Source organism: Streptomyces sp. NPDC030814, assembly GCF_055572155.1.
Map to the genome: position 1 here is coordinate 649,524 of NZ_JBVIDX010000001.1, position 16,654 is coordinate 666,177.

The 16,654-nt window shown below is 73.1% G+C and carries 14 protein-coding genes; 4 read left to right on the plus strand and 10 right to left on the minus strand.

Annotated elements, in window-relative coordinates:
* The first annotated feature begins 41 nt into the window (after positions 1-41).
* Complete coding sequence (locus ACZ43N_RS02710; RefSeq protein ID WP_468094520.1) at positions 42-1,415, plus strand: 8-oxoguanine deaminase; 1,374 nt, start codon at positions 42-44, stop codon at positions 1,413-1,415.
* A gap of 191 nt (positions 1,416-1,606) precedes the next feature.
* On the opposite strand, the gene ACZ43N_RS02715 is transcribed toward ACZ43N_RS02710, so the two are convergent.
* The 7 genes from ACZ43N_RS02715 to ACZ43N_RS02745 all read right to left on the minus strand — a co-directional run bounded on the left by ACZ43N_RS02715 (position 1,607) and on the right by ACZ43N_RS02745 (position 8,122).
* Entirely contained in the window at positions 1,607-3,817 is a 2,211-nt protein-coding gene (locus ACZ43N_RS02715) for an alpha-N-acetylglucosaminidase (protein WP_468094521.1), read from the minus strand.
* A gap of 291 nt (positions 3,818-4,108) precedes the next feature.
* On the minus strand, positions 4,109-4,531 hold the full coding sequence (locus ACZ43N_RS02720; protein WP_468094522.1) for an acyl-CoA thioesterase: 423 nt from the start codon (positions 4,529-4,531) through the stop codon (positions 4,109-4,111).
* Between the two features lie 93 nt (positions 4,532-4,624).
* Positions 4,625-5,296, minus strand: a complete 672-nt coding sequence (locus tag ACZ43N_RS02725) for a hypothetical protein (protein ID WP_468094523.1) — start codon at positions 5,294-5,296, stop codon at positions 4,625-4,627.
* Positions 5,297-5,355: 59 nt separating this feature from the next.
* Complete coding sequence (locus ACZ43N_RS02730) at positions 5,356-5,955, minus strand: histidine phosphatase family protein (protein WP_468094524.1); 600 nt, start codon at positions 5,953-5,955, stop codon at positions 5,356-5,358.
* Between the two features lie 3 nt (positions 5,956-5,958).
* Positions 5,959-6,492 (minus strand): HAD domain-containing protein, encoded by a 534-nt coding sequence (locus ACZ43N_RS02735; RefSeq protein ID WP_468094525.1) that lies wholly within the window; start codon positions 6,490-6,492, stop codon positions 5,959-5,961.
* 178 nt (positions 6,493-6,670) lie between these two features.
* Positions 6,671-6,865: a hypothetical protein gene (locus ACZ43N_RS02740; RefSeq protein WP_468094526.1), complete on the minus strand. Its 195-nt coding sequence runs from the start codon at positions 6,863-6,865 to the stop codon at positions 6,671-6,673.
* Positions 6,866-6,913: 48 nt separating this feature from the next.
* On the minus strand, positions 6,914-8,122 hold the full coding sequence (locus ACZ43N_RS02745; RefSeq protein ID WP_468094527.1) for a pyridoxal phosphate-dependent aminotransferase: 1,209 nt from the start codon (positions 8,120-8,122) through the stop codon (positions 6,914-6,916).
* Between the two features lie 94 nt (positions 8,123-8,216).
* On the opposite strand from ACZ43N_RS02745, the gene ACZ43N_RS02750 reads away from it, so the two are divergent.
* Entirely contained in the window at positions 8,217-8,849 is a 633-nt protein-coding gene (locus ACZ43N_RS02750) for a winged helix-turn-helix transcriptional regulator (RefSeq protein ID WP_468094528.1), read from the plus strand.
* Between the two features lie 70 nt (positions 8,850-8,919).
* Here ACZ43N_RS02750 and ACZ43N_RS02755 read toward each other — a convergent pair whose 3' ends face one another.
* The 3 genes from ACZ43N_RS02755 to ACZ43N_RS02765 all read right to left on the minus strand — a co-directional run bounded on the left by ACZ43N_RS02755 (position 8,920) and on the right by ACZ43N_RS02765 (position 12,656).
* On the minus strand, positions 8,920-9,729 hold the full coding sequence (locus ACZ43N_RS02755; RefSeq protein ID WP_468094529.1) for a hypothetical protein: 810 nt from the start codon (positions 9,727-9,729) through the stop codon (positions 8,920-8,922).
* Positions 9,729-10,997 (minus strand): VWA domain-containing protein, encoded by a 1,269-nt coding sequence (locus ACZ43N_RS02760; protein ID WP_468094530.1) that lies wholly within the window; start codon positions 10,995-10,997, stop codon positions 9,729-9,731. The genes ACZ43N_RS02755 and ACZ43N_RS02760 overlap by 1 nt, the downstream gene beginning before the upstream one ends.
* 171 nt (positions 10,998-11,168) lie before the next feature.
* Positions 11,169-12,656: an IucA/IucC family protein gene (locus ACZ43N_RS02765; RefSeq protein ID WP_468094531.1), complete on the minus strand. Its 1,488-nt coding sequence runs from the start codon at positions 12,654-12,656 to the stop codon at positions 11,169-11,171.
* Between the two features lie 179 nt (positions 12,657-12,835).
* Between ACZ43N_RS02765 and ACZ43N_RS02770 the strand changes: the two genes are divergently transcribed.
* Positions 12,836-14,416, plus strand: coding sequence for an IucA/IucC family protein (locus tag ACZ43N_RS02770; RefSeq protein ID WP_468094532.1), 1,581 nt, complete (start codon positions 12,836-12,838; stop codon positions 14,414-14,416).
* A gap of 113 nt (positions 14,417-14,529) precedes the next feature.
* Positions 14,530-16,650, plus strand: a complete 2,121-nt coding sequence (locus ACZ43N_RS02775; RefSeq protein ID WP_468094533.1) for a SpoIIE family protein phosphatase — start codon at positions 14,530-14,532, stop codon at positions 16,648-16,650.
* Positions 16,651-16,654 lie beyond the last annotated feature (4 nt).

A 16,654-nucleotide genomic window follows, 5' to 3' on the forward strand; every position in this document is an offset into this window, starting at 1 on the left:
CGCTAACCCGGAACGTACACCGGGAGTTGGGACGAACAACGATGGCACAGCGCATCGTCATCGAGAACGCGGCGATCGCGACCGTGGACGCGCGGGACACCGAGTACGCGTCGGGCCATGTGGTCGTCGCGGACAACGTGATCGAGTCGCTCGGCGCGGGCCGGGCCCCCGAGGACCTGACGGACGTCGTACGCCGGATCGACGCCACCGGACACCTGGTGACCCCGGGCCTGGTCAACACCCACCACCACTTCTACCAGTGGATCACCCGGGGCCTCGCCACCGACCACAACCTCTTCAACTGGCTCGTCGCCCTGTACCCGACCTGGGCCCGCATCGACGAACGGATGACGTACGCGGCGGCCCAGGGCTCCCTCGCGATGATGGCCCGCGGCGGTGTGACGACCGCGATGGACCACCACTACGTCTTCCCGAAGGGCTCCGGCGACCTGTCGGGCGCCATCATCCGGGCGGCCCGCGAGACGGGTGTCCGCTTCACCCTCGCCCGCGGCTCCATGGACCGCAGCGAGAAGGACGGCGGTCTGCCCCCGGACTTCGCCGTGGAGACGCTCGACGGCGCGCTCGCCGCCACCGAGGCGACCGTGAACGCCCACCACGACGCCTCCTTCGGCGCGATGACCCAGGTGGCCGTGGCCCCCTGCTCCCCGTTCTCCGTCTCTACCGAACTGCTCAAGCAGGGAGCCGAGTTGGCCCGCCGTCTCGGTGTACGGCTGCACACCCACGGCTCGGAGACGGTCGAGGAGGAGAAGTTCTGCCACGAGCTGTTCGGCATGGGCCCGACCGACTACTTCGAGTCGACGGGCTGGCTCGGTGAGGACGTGTGGATGGCGCACTGCGTCCACATGAACGACTCCGACATCGACGCCTTCGCCCGGACGAGGACCGGCGTCGCCCACTGCCCGTCCTCCAACGCCCGGCTCGCGGCCGGTATCGCCCGCGTCCCCGACATGCTGGCGGCCGGCGTCCCGGTCGGCCTCGGCGTCGACGGCACCGCCTCCAACGAGTCCGGCGAACTCCACACCGAGCTGCGCAACGCGCTCCTCGTCAACCGCCTCGGCCCGCACCGCGAAGCCGCCCTCAACGCCCGCCAGGCGCTGCGCCTCGGCACCTACGGCGGCGCCCAGGTCCTCGGCCGGGCGGCCGAGATCGGCTCCCTGGAACCCGGCAAGCTCGCCGACCTCGTCCTGTGGAAGCTCGACACCCTCGCCCACGCCTCCATCGCCGACCCGGTGACCGCCCTGGTCTTCGGCGCGGCGGCCCCGGTGACCCTGTCGCTGGTGGGCGGCCGGGCCGTCGTGGAGGACGGCCGTCTGCTGCACGTGGACGAGGACGCGATCGCCCGCTCGACCCGGGAAGAGGCCCGGCGGCTGGCCCGGATCGCGGCCGGGGACTGACCCGCCGGTACCCCCGCCTCGTGGCAGCCGGAACCCGCCGGTGCCGTACGGCGATGGACTCCGGCCGAGGGGGACGGCCCCCGGCCGGAAGCCGTGGACCCGAGAGGGGGCGGCCGTCTCCGGGGCGCACACGAACGGTGCGCCCCGGAACGGTTTTTCCGGCCTTCGCGTCGAAGGCCGCCGTGCTCCCCTCAGGCGAGCGTCGTGAGCCGGTCCCACACCTCGGCGGCCACCGTGTACGTGTCGCCGGTCGGTTCGGTGGCGAGCGGCCCCGGGTTCCGGGTCCAGCGGTCCTCCAGCGCGAACCAGTCGATCTTCTTCGGCGCCCGCCCCTCGGCGAGCGCGGCCCGCAGCTCCTCGAAGTACGTCGACCAGCGCAGCCGGTACAGGCCGCCGACCAGGCCCGCCCACTCCCGGTTGGCGTAGTCGCGCAGCCCCGCGTCCGCGCCCGCGCGGGTGCCCCACACCGTCAGCAGCGACAGGTTGTCGTACGCCAGCCGTTCCCGCTCGGCGTCGCTCGCTCCCCAGGAACGCGCACCGGCGACCCAACGGCCCAGCAGATGACGGGCGTCGGTGGCCAGCAGCCGGTCCAGCAGCTCCATCAGGGACAGCCAGACCTCCGCCAGCTCCTTCAGCCGGGCGGAGTCCCGGGCGTCGTACGCCTCCTTGATCCGCGGCAGCAGGGTGCGGCTGCGGTTGGAGAGGGTCTGGCGGGCCACATCGAGGAGATCACGGCGGTAGGCGGACGAGGCGCGCAACCCCACCCGCACCCGCAGCAGCTCACCCAGCGCGGGCTCCAGGTCCGCCGCGGCGTACCGGAGCCGCTTGGGCGACCAGCGGGCCGCCCGGACGACACCCAGCGCCGGGCGGGCGCCGAACAGACCGTCGGCGCCCTCGCTCCACCTGTCGGCGCGGGTGGTGCCGTAGACGGTCCGGCGCAGGATGTCCCAGGCGGCCTCGGCGTGCGGATCGCGTGCGCCGTACCGTGCGTGCGCCCATGCGGCGAACCACTTCCGGAGGTCCAGCTCGCCCTCGCGCCAGGCGAGTTCGGAGAAGAGGGCGAAGGCCGCCGGGTTGTTGTCCGCCGCCTCCGGCAGCAGCGCGATCCCGCGCAGCCTGCTGCCGGGCTCGGTGCGCCACTTCTCGTACAGCTGCGCCCAGTCGCGGGTGTTGGCGCCGAGCGCGGTGTGACCGCCGAAGTTCCAGATCGAGCCGAATGCGTACGGGGTGCCGCCCCAGTCGGCCTCCCGGTCGGTGACCGTGGGGAAACGGTCGGAGAGGCCGTCGACGACGAGCATGTGCTTCTTGTCGACGGCGTCGACGAGCGCGCGGGGCGGGTTGTGCTGCCAGCCGAGGATCACCCAGGTGGCGTCGGGGTGGGCCCGCCGCAGTGCCCGCTCGACGCCCTTCGCCGCGGCGCCCACGGGCACGTCGCCCGGGTCGCCGCCCTCGTGCAGCAGGTCCATCTTGTACAGGGTCGACGCCCCGCCGAACAGCTCGTCCTGCGTGCGGTAGAAGGCCGCCGCCACCCGCGCGAAGGCATCCGTGCGCGGGTCCAGCCAGTCGGGGCGGGCGAAGCCCATCCACGTGCCCTGCGGGACCGTCCGCGCCCCCGGGACGCGCTCGGCGAAGCCCGGAGGGACCGTTCCGAAATAGCCGGGGAACACCGGGGTCATGCCCAGCTCGCGCACCCGGCCGGCGATCCGGCGGCCGAGGGCGGCGCGGGCGTCGAGCAGCTGACGGGAGACGGGGGACGGGAACGCCGACAGGTTCTGCAGCAGCCACCACGGCTGGTGTGCGGGGCCCGGGATCCACTCCCGCAGCTCCTCCTCCCCGTACCCGAACTCCTGGAACACCCGGTGATACAGCGCGTCCGCGCCCGCGTAGACGAGGATCTCGTTGTAGCCGTGCAGGGCCAGCACGTCCAGTTCGCGCTCCCAGTAGGACCAGTCGAGGTAGGCGCCCGTGTAGCCGTCGTTGGTGTCGTTCAGGGCGAAGCGGTGGGGGACGTTCGCGCGTCGGGTGACGGTGCCGTCGAGGCCCGGCAGGGCACGGGGAAGGTCGGTCTGCTCGCCCGCCCAGTTGATCTCGGCGTACGCGATGTGCCGCAGGTACCAGTTGAGGCCGGTGAGTTGGGTGGCCGGGGTGTCACCGGTGACGGTGACCCGCCCGGCGCGGCCCGCGACGCGGAAGGTGTCCCGCTCGTCGCCCTCGACGAAGCTGATCTGCCGCCAGTGGTCCGGAAGGAGCCGGCGGGCCGCCGCCGTGGCCGCCGCGTCCCGCGGCCCGTCCGCGCGGGACGCGTCGTCCGAGGGAGTCGCACGGGCGGGGGCGCAGGCGACCGCCGCCCCCGCCGGACCGGCGGCGAAGGCGGCGAGAAGGGCACGGCGGGCAAGCTGCATGATGTCTCCGGGTGCGGGTGGGGGTACGCCGTCGGAGGAATACCCCCTGAAAGCGCACTTCCGCACCGGCACGCGGCCACAAGGGGGAGAATCCGGTGTGAACGGCCGGAATCCCCTCAGGTGCCCGTGAAGCACCCGGGCCGGTGCCCGAGCCTCCCGTCCCACCGCAAGGGCCGCTTCGTGATGACGGACCTGCTTCTGTTCGCCGCCGAGAACGCCCCGAAGCTGCTGAACCCGCTGGGCTGAGCGGCCGGAGGGGCTGTCACCCGCTGTTCGGCCCTGGGCCGCGCTTCACAGCCCGAACAGCTCGGGGTCGGCGGCCAGTTGCCTGAAGTACTCACGCGGGTCGGCGACGAGCTTGCGTGCCTTGAGGTCCATCAGCCCGCCCACACCGGTGATCTCGGCCGCCACCGTGCCGTCGGTCCTGCGGATCGTCTGCTCCATCCGGAAGGTCCTGCCCTCGCCCCAGACGAACGCGCACGTCACCTCGACCTCGTCACCGGCGAGCAGCTCACGCCGGTAACGGATCGTCGTCTCCAGCGCCACGGGACCGACGCCCCGCTCCATCAGGTCGGCCTGGCGGATCCCGGCCGCCTGGAGCAGCGACCAGCGCGCATGCTCCCCGTACTGGAGGTACACGCTCTGGTTGAGGTGCCCCTGTACGTCTGTCTCGTACCCCCGGACGGTCACCGGGACGGAAAACGGCTCGGACACGACTACCCCTCGACTGCCTCAGCGGTGAACAGGACGTACGCAAGCTTACTGAGCGCTTGCTCATGCTTGGGTCAACAGTCCCGCTCTGCTCGGTCACACCTTCCTGGGCGAGGCCAGCAGATACCGCTCGCGCGTCCGCGGGTCCGTGTGCTCGCTCGCGTGCCAGCCCGCCTGCTGAAGGGTCTCGGCGCAGGCGCGCAGCGCCCCGGTGTCCGGCTCGTGCACGGCGACGGCCTCCGGCTGCGGGGTGGCCCGCACCCGGTAGCCACCACGCTCCGCCTCCGGGCCCGCAGGGCGGTGGCCCGCCGCTTCGAGGGCGAGCGCGGCGGCCCGTACGAGATGCGCGCGCTCCCAGGTGCACGGGCGGTCGGTGGCGCCGCCCGGGTTGGTCATCCGTCGCAGTTCGAGGAGCCCCTGCCAGGCGCTGTGCACCTCGCGGGACCGTGCCGGTCCGTCCCCGGTCGACTCCTCGCCTCCCACCCGGGCCGCGAACACACCCGATTCGGCGGGGGCGGACGGAGTCGGGGCCGGAACCGGTGCCGGGCCGGAGCCGCCGGGCGCGGTGGCCCCGGGCGGCGGGCCCGCCTCCCGTATGCGGTGCCCGGCCGGGGTCAGGAAGTGATCGTGCGGTGGGCGCGGGTGCCGGAACGCCAGCCCCCGCTTCACCAGCGCCGCCAACTGGGCCTCCGTGCCCGTGAGCCGTCCGGTCACGGGCTCGGCGGCGTCGATGATCCGCCGCTGGAGGGCGGTGGGCGGTCGGGTCACGGCGGCCTCCTTTCCCGTGGGAGCGCCGTCACACGGGGACGACGTCCACCCCTCGAAGACTACGAGGGGGGTCTGACATTCCACCCCGCCAGCACCGGACGACCGTGCTCCGTACCGAGCCGGCAGACCGTACCCGTGGCGAGCTGGAACAGTGCCCCGGCGGAGGCCGGCAGCCCGAGATAGCGCGCGGTGAGGACGCGCAGGAAATGCCCGTGCGCCACCAGCACCACACAGCCCTCCGTGTTCGCCAGTGCCGCGTGTGCCTTCGCCAGTATCCGGTCGGCGCGCGCCCCGACGTCCTCCGGGCTCTCCCCGGGGTGCTCGGGCGGCCCCGGCGCCACCCCGTCGGTGAACAGGAACCAGTCGGGCCGTGTCCGGTGGATCTCCTGGGTCGTCACCCCTTCGTACGCCCCGTAGTCCCACTCGGAGAGATCCGCGTCCACCTGCGCCCCGGCCAGCCCGGCCAACTCGGCCGTCTGGCGGGCCCGCTTCAACGGACTGACGAACACGGCGCCGATCCGGTGCGAGTTCAGCAACGGCCCGAGCCCACGCGCCTGTTCCCGGCCCCGGTCGGTCAGCGGGAGGTCCGTCCAGCTGGTGTGCTGCCCGGACAGCGACCACTCGGTCTCCCCGTGCCGCACCAGAAAGAGATCACCCATGCCTCACAGGCTACGAGCCCACCGCTCCAGTTCCTCGAACTCCCCCTCGCCCAGCCCCCGGCGGGGGTCGATCCGCAGGAGCAGCGCCGGTGTGTCGTGGTGCCGGGCGACATGACGGACGTCGAGGTCGGTGATCATGTCGTCGACCCAGACGAAGGGCCGGCCGGCCGCCCACTCCAGGACTCGGCGGGTCTTCCAGTAGAGGCCGTCGGGATCGCGCGCGAACAGGTCGGTGAACTCGATGACCGGCAGGTCGCCGGGGAGGCCGATCACCGGGCCGATCATCTCGTTCGCATCGTGCATCCAGGTCGTGGCCCAGGCCAGGTCGTACGGCAGGGCGAGCAGGCGCTGCCCGTGCGTGGGGTTGAGGCGGATCCGCAGCCCCCGGCGGAGCCTTCGGGAGCCGGGTCTCTGGCGGGCGGACCAGACGGTGGGGTGCACCCGGTGGGTGACGTACCCGCGTGGTCGCCACAGGCGGGCGCCGAACGGGTTGAGGGGGCCGTCGACATCCAGGAGGAGCAGCGGTCGCTCAGTCATGGGAAGGGTCTACCCAGGTCGTGCGGTCGGTCCGCCTGCGGATGGTTCCGTCCAGGGCTCCGGCAGGGCGCCTGGGCCGTCAGTCGGTACGGCGTGCCATGGCGGTGGCGTACGGAGACCGGGCTCGGGTCGCGTCAGAGCGCGACCGCGACGACGGCACTGAGGACCCTGCCGGTGATCAGCCCGTGAGCAGCCCTGTGAGCCAGTGGGCGAGGAGGGTGTTCCCGGCGGTCGCGGCCTCCGGCAGCAGGGCGACCTCCTGGAAGGAGACCCCGACCGCCGCTCCCGCGACCGGACCGGAGACGAGGAGCGACCTCGGGGCGCGTGCCGCGTGTGGAGCGCCCGCAGCCGGCTGTGGTCGTGCGGATGCCACTGCAGGAACTCGGGCAGCCGGCTCCGACTCCGGAACACTCATCCTCTGCTATTGCCGGTAGCCGCTCAGGAACCGTCCGATCCGGCTGATCGCCGCGTCCAGGTCGTCCGCGTGCGGCAGCGTGAGGATGCGGAAGTGGTCGGGCGTGGGCCAGTTGAAGCCCGTGCCCTGGACGACCTGGATCTTCTCGCGCAGCAGCAGGTCGAGGACGAACTTCTCGTCGTCGTGGATCCTGTGGACCTTGGGGTCGAGGCGCGGGAACGCGTACAGCGCGCCCTTCGGCTTCACGCACGACACACCGGGGATCTCGTTGAGCTTCTCCCACGCCACGTTCCGCTGCTCGTGCAGACGCCCGCCCGGCGTGGTCAGTTCCCGGATGGACTGGCGGCCGCCGAGCGCGGCCTGGATGGCGTACTGGGCGGGGGCGTTGGCGCACAGCCGCATGGAGGCCAGCATCGTCAGGCCCTCCAGGTAGTTGCGGGCGTGCTGCTTGGGGCCGGTGACGACGAGCCAGCCGGAGCGGAAGCCCGCCACGCGGTACGTCTTGGACAGGCCGCAGAAGGTGAGGACGACCAGGTCCGGGGCGAGTGCGGCGGCCGAGTGGTGCACGGCGTCGTCGTACAGGATCTGGTCGTAGATCTCGTCGGCGAAGACCATCAGACCGTGCCGGCGGGCCAGGTCGAGGATGCCCTCGACGATCTCCTTGGGGTAGACCGCGCCGGTGGGGTTGTTGGGGTTGATGATGACGACGGCCTTGGTGCGGTCGGTGATCTTCGACGCCATGTCGTCCAGGTCCGGGTACCAGTCGGCCTGCTCGTCGCAGAGGTAGTGGACCGCCTTGCCGCCGGCGAGAGTGGTCACGGCGGTCCAGAGCGGGAAGTCGGGCGCCGGGACGAGGATCTCGTCGCCGTCCTCGATCAGCGCCTGTACGGCCATGGAGACCAGCTCCGAGACGCCGTTGCCGAGGAAGACGTCGTCGACGTCGACCTCCAGGCCGAGTGTCTGGTAGCGCTGGGCGACCGCCCGGCGGGCGGAGAGGACGCCGCGCGAGTCCGTGTAGCCGTGCGCCTGCGGGAGCATCCGGATCATGTCCTGGAGGATCTCCTCGGGCGCCTCGAAGCCGAAGAGTGCGGGGTTGCCGGTGTTCAGGCGCAGCACGCTGTGGCCCGCCTCCTCCAGCGCGTTCGCGTGCTCGATCACGGGGCCGCGGATCTCGTAACAGACCTCGCTGAGCTTGCTCGACTGCCGGAACTCCATGCGCTCTCGCCCTCCGGTTCGCTATGTCGCTGGTTCGCTTGGTTTTACCAAGTAGGCGCTTGGAAAGTCCAACGACATGTCTAGACTGCGTCGCATGTCACCTCGCCGAAGCTACGACCAGTACTGCTCCGCCGCCCGGGCACTCGACCTCGTCGGTGACCGCTGGACCCTGCTGATCGTGCGCGAACTGCTCGCCGGGCCGCGCCGCTACACGGACCTGCACGCGGACCTGCCGGGCGTCAGCACGGACGTCCTCGCCTCACGGCTGAAGGACATGGAGCGCGACGGTCTGTCGACCCGGCGCCGGCTGCCGCCGCCGGGGGCCGCGTACGTGTACGAACTCACCGGCCGTGGACGTGGGTTGCTGCCGGTGCTCCAGGCGCTGGGGGAGTGGGGCGAGGAGGCGCTGGGGGACCGCCGGCCGACGGACGCGGTACGGGCGCACTGGTCCGCGCTGCCGCTGCTGCGGAACCTCGGCGGCTGCGCCGCCGGGCTCGTCGAAGTGCGGCTGGAGGAAGGGACGTTCCACCTGTGGACGGGCGCCGAGGAGGGCCCGGTCTACGGCGACGGCCCCGCCCCGGGTGAGCCGGACGCCCGGCTCACCCTCGACGAGGAGACCTGCGAGGCGGTCCGCCGCGGCGAACTGCCCCTCAGGGACGCCGTACGAGCGGGCCGGGTCGAGGTGTCGGGGGAGGGGGCCCTGGCCAAGGAGTTGCGGGAAGGGTGAGGACCCGTCCACGCCGAAGGCCCGCCGGACCCAGGTGAATTCCAGGGTTCGGCGGGCCTTCACGGGGGTGTCAGGCGCCCGGTGGGGGCACCCTCGTGGGGCGGCCCGAGCCGCGGGTGAGGGAGTAGCCGCCGATGCCCGCGAGGGCGGCGAGCACCGCGCCGAGCGCGGTCCAGACCCAGCGGTCGCTCCACCAGCCCGACGCCCAGCCGTCGTCGGGTTCGAGGGAGGACAGGACGGCCTCGGTCGAGGAGTCCTCGTCGTCCTGCTTCGAGGTCACCGCTATGCCGGGGACGAGCGGCTCCGCCAACGAGCCGTCGACCGCCGCCGCACCGCCGATGTCCTTGGACTCGGCCCGGACCTCGACGCCCACCGGCAACCCGAGGTCACCCGTGGCCAGCCGCGTCGTCGTCAGCCGGACGTAGTACGTGCCCGGCAGCGGGTCGCCGGACCACGGCTCCGACCAGGCGCGGACCGTGCGCAGCGTGCAGGACAGCTCCACGGAGGCCGCCCCCGCGTCGGCCGTGCGCGTCTGCGCCCCGTACTGGCAGGCCTGGCGGCGCCGCAGCCCGTCGTACACGTCGAGCTGCCAGGTCGAGGAGGACTCTGCCGCCTCGGGCAGCTTCACCGTCGCCTTCACGGTGGGCCGCTGGCCGGCGTCCGCCGGGAACGACCAGTACAGGTAGTCGCCGGTCGAGGCGCTCGCCGTCGCGGTCTCCCCCTGCTCGAACTCCGCCGCCGTACGGAAGGAGGTGCCCGCCTCGGTGGGCGCGTCACCGTTCTCCGACGGGCTCGCGGAGGGGGTGGAGTCGGCGGCCGCCGGGGTGACGGCCAGGGCCAGCATCAGCAGGGCGGCGCCCCACACACGTGTGATCCGCATCAGTTGGTCCTCCAGACCGCGACCCGCCAGCGGGACAGCCAGCCCCACAGCACACCCGCCAGGAACCCGACGAGCACCAGCACACCGAGCAGCCACCAGCCGCGGCCGAGACCGAAGGACGCCACGTCCTTCGCCGGGTCCGGACCGTCCACGATGTCGACGGTGATCTCCAGCGGCAGACCGGGCGTGGTCTTCACCCCGCCGGCCGGCGCGTACGAGTGGGTCACCTGGAGGCACACGGTCTCGGCGACGTCATCGTCCTCCTCGTCCTCGGCCTCCGCCTTCGGATAGCGCAGACCTGTCGAGATGACGTCCGTACGGCCGGTGCCGGCCGCCTCGCCGCGCACGATCTCGCGGTTCTTGACGGTGACCGCGCGCAGCAGCACCCCGTAGTGCGGGTTGACGTCACGGTCCGCCGCGACGCTCACCGAGGCCCGCAGTTCCTGGCCCGGCTTCACGTCCACCCGGTACCAGCGCTGCTGGTTGAACTCCTCGCGGTCGGTGAACAGCCCCGAGGTGAGCGTGGGCGCCCCGGCGCACGCGTCGGTGCCCTCGACGGCCTTCGGGACGACCACCGGGTCGGCCGCGCGGTCCACCAACTGGTTGACACGGTCGGTGAGTTCGTCGCGGTGCTCGATCGAGGTGTACGTGCCGCCGGTCGCCTCGGCGATACAGCTGAGCTGGACGCGCAGCTTGGCGTTCGGGACCAGGCCGAGCGTGTCGATGGTCAGGCCGATGCCCTTGGCGGCGATCTCGCGGGCCACCTCGCACGGGTCGAGCGGGGCGCAGGTGTCCTCGCCGTCGCTGATCAGGACGATGCGCTTGGTGCCCTCGCCGCCCTCCAGGTCGTCGGCGGCCTTCAGCAGCGCGGGGCCGATCGGGGTCCAGCCGGTCGGGGTGAGCGTGGCGACGGCCGTCTTCGCCTCGGTGCGGTCCAGCGGACCCACCGGGTACAGCTGCGCGGTGTCCTTGCAGCCCGTCTTGCGGTCGTCCCCGGGGTAGTTGGCGCCCAGCGTGCGGATGCCGAGCTGGACCTCCTCGGGTGTGGCGTCCAGGACCTCGTTGAACGCCTGCTTCGCCGCGGCCATCCGGGACTGCCCGTCGATGTCCTTCGCCCGCATCGAACCGCTGACGTCCAGCAGGAGGTTGACCTTGGGCGCGAGGGCCGTGGTCTCGTCGGCGACGGCCGTCGACGGGACGGCGATCCCGGCCGTCAGGGCGGCGAGCAGGACGAACACCCCTGCTGCCAGCCGTTGTCTTGTGATCATCGGCGGATCCTATTGATCAGGTGGCCCGCGCTTCAAAACGAGACCGCCCGTTCACCGGCCGGACAACGGCACCGCCGCGCACCCGAAGACCGGCTCCCGCGGCGGACCTCCACCCCGGTCGCCGGGCCGCCGACGAGCCCGATGAAGAGCCCGACCAGGGCCGGCCGTGCCTCACCGGAGCGGAGTCGGCAGTTCCGCCCAGATGTCACCCGGCCGCTCCGGCGAAAGACGCATCAGCGTCAACGCCTTCGTCGGTAGCGGCCCCTCCAGCAAGGTGGCCAGATCGTCGGTCCGCGGCACGTCCCGTACCACGGCGGAGAGCGCCTCGCGCAGCACGGGCGTCGAACCCGCCGTCGCGCCGAGCGTGCCCGTGATCAGCGCGCCGAACAGCTTGCGCCGCAGGGTCGTCTCGTCGTCCGTGATGATGCGACCGGTCATCGCGGGCGCCGCGACGCCGTGCCGGGCCAGCCGGGCCGGGCTCACCCTGATGTCCGCGAGGTCGCGGTAGACGAGCCGCACGGGGGCGCCCGACGGCGAGAGCACCACCAGGAGGTTCTGGCCGTGCGCCTCCAAAGCCACCCCCAGGGCGAGCAGCCGGAGGCATACCGTGAGCGCGAGTCGGCTGAAATCCGCCAGCCACGAGGGCGACCGGGGCAGTCCGGTCGCCGCCAGCGCGGCCACCGGGACGACCCGCTCACCGCTGGCCGTGTCCGCGTACCTGTCCGGCGACTCCCGCAGCACCGCCGCCAGATCCGGCGACCCGGCGGTGACCGCGCCGAGCGTACGGGTCACGTGCAGCAGCCCGTCCGTGCGGGCGGCGACCTCCGCCATGAAGTCCGACACGATCGCCGAGGTCTCGATCGAGTAGACCGAGATGTCCCGCACCGAGGACGTCAGCCGGGCGCTCAACGCGGTCTTCACATGCTCCCCGCCGCCCGCGAGGGCGAGGGTGCGCAACGACATCAGCGGATGGGCCTCGATCACCTCGCCCAGCGGGCACTTGAGCACATGCGCCGCCTGCCACGGATGGACCGGCACCAGCACCCGCCCGCCGTCCCGGAACCGCTCCGGCCACTTCCCGACCACCAGCGCCTCGTCCACGGGCGCCAGCCCCAGCCGTACCACCTGCCCGTGCTCGGGCCCGTACGCGAACTGATCGGCGGCGGAGAAACCGGGCCGGGAACGGCAGTTGGGGTGGAAGGGGTGCCCGTCGACGACCGACTGCTCCCACTCCCAGCTCGTCACCGGCGCCCCCGCCACCGCCGGCTGCCCGGCCCGTGACAGAGCCAACGAGGCCGTGCTGTGGTCGAGTTCGGCCGCGAAGGCGGCACTGTGCGGGACCGCCAGCGCGCTCATCAGCCGCGCCGGACGGTCGTACGGCCGCCCGTCGAGCCACACCTGCTCGACCGGCGCGTCCGTGGCGTACGGGTCAACCGGCGGGCCGTGCAGCCGGCGGCCGTCCGTCAGGAGGAGCGTGACGCCGTCGTCCCCGGCCGTCTCCCGGCGCGCCACCCAGGGCAGCGGCTCGTGCGCGAGGCCCCGCCACAGCCGCGCCAGCACGGCCGCCCGGGCGCCGGGGAGCGCCCCCGTGTACGGCAGCGTCAGATCGGGGCGTACGGCGCCCAGCTCGGCGCCGAGCGCCGCCTCGGCATCGGACATCGGGTGACGGTCCACGGGCGGGCTCCTGGGATGCGGGAACGGCGACGGTCGGATACGGGCACCGCGTCGGCAACGGCGTACGACCACTGCCCGCCCGCCTCCGCCGCGACGCACGACGGCGTCGGGACGGGCCCCCACGGGCAGACATACTGATCACACGTGCACCGTATGTGGAACGAATGGACTCCGTGGACGCCAACCCGCCTCGCGACGACGTCGGAACCGCCGCCGACACCCACGCCGCCGCACCGCTGCTCAACTGCCTCCTGCGGGAGGCGGGGGAGCCCGTCGAACCCGGTGTGCACCGCCTCTCGGCGAGCGGCCGCCTCCTGCGCGTCCGGGGCACCCGCCGCCCCACCGATCCCGAGGTGCTCACGGACGGCACCTGGCGTCGGCTGACCCACGCCGAACTGGTCGAACTCACCGCCGACGAACTCCGGCGCCGCACCGGCCTGGCCAACGCCGACCTGCCCGCCGAGATGCTCGACAGCCGTGAGGCGGTGGCTGCCTTCCTCGCGGCGCGCGCCCGCGCCACGGCACCCGAGGACCCCTACCGGCGTTCCGAGCAGTCGCTGATCACCGGACATCCGTACCACCCCGCCCCCAAGGCGCGCGGCGGCGGCCCGGTCGCCGCCTGGCTGCCCTACGCGCCGGAGGCGTACGCCGGTTTCCCGCTGACGCTGCTCGGGATCCGGGAGGACGTGCTGGTCGAGGAGGGCGACACCACCGCCCTCGACACCCTGGGCACGGCGCCGCCCGGCTACCGGCTCCTACCCGCCCATCCCTGGCAACTCGACCTGGTGGGCGAAGAGTTGGCCGATGCCTTCGCCGACGGCCGACTGATACGGCTGGGGACCACGGCGGGGGAGGTCTGGCCGACGGCCGCGATCCGCACGGTGTACGTCCCGGGGGAGACCCTTCGCGGGAACCCCGGCGGGGCGTCCGCCGAGGCCCCCGAGGGTCGCCTCTTCGGGGCGGACCTCTTCCTCAAGTTCAGCCTGGACGTGCGCATCACCAACGACGTACGCCGTCTGTGGCGCCACGACCTGCTCAAGCTGGGCCGCACCGACGCGGCGGCCCGCTCCGCCTTCGCCGCGCTGCCGGACAGCGCCTGGCTGAGCGACCGCGGCTACCGCACCGCCGCCTTCGCGTTCGAGGAGCTCGCGGTACTGGTCCGTGACGGGCTGGCCGGTCATCTGGCCCCCGGCGCGACCGCCGTCCTCGGTGCCGCCCTCACCGAGGACACCCAGGCGTTCCCGGACAACCCGCTGGTCCGCACCACCGCCCCCGAGACATGGTGGAAGGCGTATCTGCGCGCGGTCGTGCCCCCGGCCCTCGCCGCCTTCCACCACCACGGCGTCGTCCTCGAAGCCCACCTCCAGAACACCCTGGTCGCCTGCGACGCCACCGGCACCCCCGTCCAGGCCCTCTACCGGGACGCCGAGGGCGTGAAGCTCCTGCCGGACGTGACCGGCGAGGCGGGCTGGGAGCGGCTCGTGTACTGCCTGCTCGTCAACAACGTCCTGGAGGTCGCGGCGGCCGTGGCCGAACACCATCCCGGGGTCGACGTCCGGGCCGCCGTACGCGGGGAATTGGTCCGGCACCGCGAGGTCCCCGGCGTCGAGGACCTCCTCGCCGCGCCGACGCTGCCGGGCAAGACGAACCTACTGCTGCGCTGGACCAGGGCCGACGGTGCCGACGCCCGGTACCTCCCGCTGCCCAACCCGTTCCGGCATGCCGACCGCTCCGGGGCGGCGTAACGTCCTGCGTGAGGGGACTCGGGTACGTCCGGCCTGCCTGTACCGCCCGAGGGAGCCGACGGCCGCGTCCGCAGCCGTCCGCCGTGGCCTCTCCGCGACGCTGGAGGTGCCTCGTGACCGGCACGAGTGATCCGGCCACCGACGCCGATGCGCTGGAGGCCGCGTTCGCGGAGAGCGTGCGGGGAATCGGAGCGTCCATCGGCGCCCTCTATCTGCTCGCGCCCGACGAGGACCTGTTGCACCTCCATCTGCTGTGCGGTTCGCCGGCCGAGTTCGCCGCTCCCTGGGCGCGCGTTCCGCTCGGCGCGCCCGCCCCGGTCGCCGTCGCGGCCCGGGAGGGACGCCTGGTGTGGGTGGGCAGCCAGGAGGAGATGGCCCGCTCCTTTCCGCGCACCGCGATGGTGCTCCCGTACCCGCTGACGCTGGCGGCCGCCCCGGTCACCGGCGCGCGGCGCTGGGGGACGCTGCTGCTGATGTGGCCGACCGGCCGTCCGCCGTACATGACGGCCCGCGAACGGGGCCACATCGAGTCCCGGTGCCGACGCCTGGCCCGGCTGCTGGACGAGGCGGAGGAGCACGACGGCATGCCGGTGCCCGCGGCCCTGCCCCGGGTCGTCCCCGCGGGGACCGGCCGCCCGTCCATGAGCGAGGAGATGGCGCTGGCGGACTTCGTGGAGCGTCTGCCCGGCGGCAGCTGCGCCCTGGACCTGGAGGGGCGGTTCACCTACGTCAGCCGGGGAGCCGGCGAGCTGTTCGGCCGGGAACCCGACCAACTGCTGGGCACCCTGCCGTGGCAGGCGCTGCGCTGGCTCGACGAACCCCTCTACGAGGACCGCTACCGCGCCGCGGTGATCACCCGGGAGCCCGTCTCCTTCACGGCGTGCCGACCGCCCGGCCAGTGGCTCGACATCCACCTCTACCCGGACACCAGCGGCATCAGCGTGCGGGTCGTTCCGCGCGGCACCGCGCCCCCGCCCGTACCGGGGCACCCCCGGTCCACGAGCACCGCCACACCGTCCCGCGCGGGCCGGCTCTACCAGCTCACCCACCTGGCCGCCGCCCTCACCGAGGTCGTCGGCGTGCAGGACGTCGTCGACGTGGTGGCCGACCAGATCATGCCGGCCTTCGGCGCCCACGGGCTCGTCCTGTCCTCCGCCGAGGCCGGGAAGCTGCGCATCATCGGCCACCGGGGCTACCCGCCCGAGGTCATCGCGCGTCTCGACGGCCTGCCCCTCGACACCGCGTTCACCCCGGCCGGGCACGCCCTGAGCAGCGGTGTCCCCGCGTTCTTCGCCGAACCCGAGGAGATGGAGCGCATCTATCCCGAGGCCCCCGTCGTCAGCGGGAAGCAGGCGTGGGCCTTCCTGCCGCTGATCATCATCGGCCGGCTGGTCGGCATCTGCGTCCTGTCCTACGACAGCCCCCACGCGTTCCAGGCCGAGGAGCGGGCCGTCATGACGTCGCTCGCCGGGCTCATCGCCCAGGCCCTCGACCGGGCCCGTCTCTACGACACCAAGCACGAACTCGCCCACGGCCTCCAGCAGGCGCTGCTCCCGCGCACCCTGCCGACGGTCACCGGCCTGCGTATCGCCGCCCGCTACCTGCCCGCCACCCGCGGCATGGAGATCGGCGGGGACTTCTACGACCTGATCCGGCTCGGCGACTGCGCCGTCGCGGCCGTCATCGGCGATGTCCAGGGCCACAACGTCGCCGCCGCCGCCCTCATGGGCCAGGTTCGCACCGCTGTCTACGCCCACGCCACCCTCGGTACGCCCCCCGGCGAGGTGCTCGCCCGGACCAACCGGCTCCTCGCCGATCTCGGCCCCGACCTGTTCACCAGCTGCCTCTACGCCCACCTCGACCTCGGCGGCCACCGTGTGACGTTGGCCAGCGCCGGACATCCGCCGCCCCTGCTGCGCCGCCCCGACGGCGACACCCGGCCCCTCGTGGTCCCGCCGGGCCCCCTGCTGGGCATCGATCCCCACGCCGACTACCCCGTGACCGAGATCCCGCTCCCCCCGGGGACGACGCTCGCCTTCTACACCGACGGCCTCGTGGAGACACCCGGTGTCGACCTGGACGACTCCATCGCCGGCCTCGCGCGGCACCTCGCCGACGCCGACGAGCGGGACCTGGACGCGCTGATCGACGAGCTGCTGGAGAAGGCCGGTCCCGCCGGCCAGCGCACCGACGACATCGCCCTGCTCCTGCTGCACCATGCAGACAGCGGTTGACACC

Excerpts from the sequence above, each read along its gene's own strand:
- ACZ43N_RS02710 (WP_468094520.1), top strand. The coding sequence starts at position 42 with ATGGCACAGCGCATCGTCATCGAGAACGCGGCGATCGCGACCGTGGAC.
- ACZ43N_RS02770 (WP_468094532.1), top strand. The coding sequence starts at position 12,836 with ATGGACTCCGTGGACGCCAACCCGCCTCGCGACGACGTCGGAACCGCC.
- ACZ43N_RS02745 (WP_468094527.1), bottom strand. The coding sequence starts at position 8,122 with ATGGAGTTCCGGCAGTCGAGCAAGCTCAGCGAGGTCTGTTACGAGATC.
- ACZ43N_RS02715 (WP_468094521.1), bottom strand. The coding sequence starts at position 3,817 with ATGCAGCTTGCCCGCCGTGCCCTTCTCGCCGCCTTCGCCGCCGGTCCG.
- ACZ43N_RS02765 (WP_468094531.1), bottom strand. The coding sequence starts at position 12,656 with ATGTCCGATGCCGAGGCGGCGCTCGGCGCCGAGCTGGGCGCCGTACGC.
- ACZ43N_RS02735 (WP_468094525.1), bottom strand. The coding sequence starts at position 6,492 with ATGACTGAGCGACCGCTGCTCCTCCTGGATGTCGACGGCCCCCTCAAC.
- ACZ43N_RS02760 (WP_468094530.1), bottom strand. The coding sequence starts at position 10,997 with ATGATCACAAGACAACGGCTGGCAGCAGGGGTGTTCGTCCTGCTCGCC.
- ACZ43N_RS02750 (WP_468094528.1), top strand. The coding sequence starts at position 8,217 with ATGTCACCTCGCCGAAGCTACGACCAGTACTGCTCCGCCGCCCGGGCA.
- ACZ43N_RS02755 (WP_468094529.1), bottom strand. The coding sequence starts at position 9,729 with ATGCGGATCACACGTGTGTGGGGCGCCGCCCTGCTGATGCTGGCCCTG.
- ACZ43N_RS02730 (WP_468094524.1), bottom strand. The coding sequence starts at position 5,955 with ATGGGTGATCTCTTTCTGGTGCGGCACGGGGAGACCGAGTGGTCGCTG.